The 1,564-nt window shown below is 70.1% G+C and carries 1 protein-coding gene; it reads right to left on the bottom strand.

Features of this window, described 5'->3' with window-relative positions; translation table 11 throughout:
* Window positions 1–97: 97 nt before the first annotated feature.
* Window positions 98–1,564, bottom strand: a 1,467-nt coding sequence (locus AB0J08_RS41595; protein ID WP_360645411.1) for a LuxR C-terminal-related transcriptional regulator, incomplete at its 5' end; no start/stop codon positions are given.

The raw sequence follows: 1,564 nt of genomic DNA, 5'->3' as shown, positions 1-1,564 counted from the left end.
TGGGGGTTGGAGAGCTTCACCGAGGTGCAGGTCGTGCATCGGGCGAAGGTCTGATGGTGTGGCGCCTCGGGCCTGGGGGGTGGGGTCCGGGGCGTTGTCAGATGGCTTCGGCGCTGTCCAGGGCCCAGAGTTCGAGGCTGGCGGGGAGGGCGTCGCGGCGGGTGATCTTGAGTTTGCGGTAGACGCGGGTGAGGTGTTGTTCGACGGTGCTGACGGTGATGTGCAGGGCTTCGGAGATCTCGCGGTTGCTGTATTTGAGTGCGGCGAGTGAGGCGACGCGGCGTTCGGATTCGCTGAGTGTGGCGTTCGGTTCGGGGGTTTTGGGGTCGTAGGCGGGTTCGGCGGGTGGGCGGGGTTCGGTGGCGGCGAGGACGCCGGACTGGATGCGTTTGTGGAGGGCGCCGGCGCGGCACTGGGCGGCGAGGGCGAGTGCTTCGCGGCCGGTGACGGCGGCCAGGGGGTCGCCCAGGGCCAGGAGTGCCTCGCTGAGTTCGGTTTTGGCGTGGGCGGTCTGTACGCGGTCGCCGGAGCTGTCGAGTTCGGCGACGGCGCGGTGCAGGAGGGCGGGGCGTTTGCGCAGGTCGCTCATCATGGCGCGCAGGCGTAGGGAGGTGCCGCGGATCCAGGGGTGTCGGGCTTCGGCCATGGCGAGTTGTTCCAGGACGAGGCGGTCGGCCTGTTGGTGGTGGCCGACTTTGAGGAGGACTTCGGCGGCTTCGGTGCGCCAGGGCAGGACCAGGGGGTGGTCCATGTCCCAGCTCTTCATCAGCCGTCCGATCTCGTAGAGGTCGTCCAGGGCGGAGCGGAACTGTCGGGTGGCGGCGTAGTAGCGGGCGCGGGCTCGTAGGTAGCCGAGTTCGTGGATGGTGCGGCTGGTGTGTTCGGCGTTCTGGCCGTGGACGATGGCGGCGGCGTCGGCGTAGCGGCCCATGTCGGTGCGGGCGCGGAGCAGGGTGGCGAGGGGGGCGTAGGCGTAGTCGCAGGTGCGGTCGGGCAGGGTGTCGAGTGCGGCGAGGGCGTGGTGTTCGGCGCCTTCGAGGTCGCCGCGGCGTAGGAGGGCCTGGGCGAGGAGGGCGTGGAAGAGGGAGTGCCAGCCGGGGGAGTGGGAGCGCAGGGCCTGTTCGAGGAAGGTCTGGCACCAGGTGACGCCGCGTTGGGGTTCGGCGGAGAGGATGAGGGAGGTGATGGCCTGGATGATGGAGGTGAGGGTGGGGCCGGTGAGGCGGGTGGCCTGGAGGAAGCGTTCGATGTCGGGCAGGTGGGCGTCGTCGAGGGTGTAGCCGGGCAGTCGTAGGTCGTCGGTGGGGGGTTCCTGGGGGGTGGTGTCCAGGAGCAGGGTGCGGATGTGGGCGGCTTCGGGGATGCGGCCCTGGGCGTGGAGGAGGTGGAGCAGTGGTTTGAGCTGGGCGGGGGTCATCGGGGTGTGGTGGGTGAGGGTGACGGCTTCGGCGAGGTGGTGTTCGGAGCGGGCGGGGTCGATCTGCCAGAGGATGGCGGACAGGCGGGTGATGAGCTCGACGCGTCGCCCGGGGGTGTCGGTGGTGTCGCGGGCGAGGGTGAGGAT

This window comes from Kitasatospora sp. NPDC050463 (assembly GCF_040655255.1).
GTDB lineage: Bacteria > Actinomycetota > Actinomycetes > Streptomycetales > Streptomycetaceae > Kitasatospora.
This window is presented reverse-complemented; position numbering and strand designations above follow the sequence as displayed.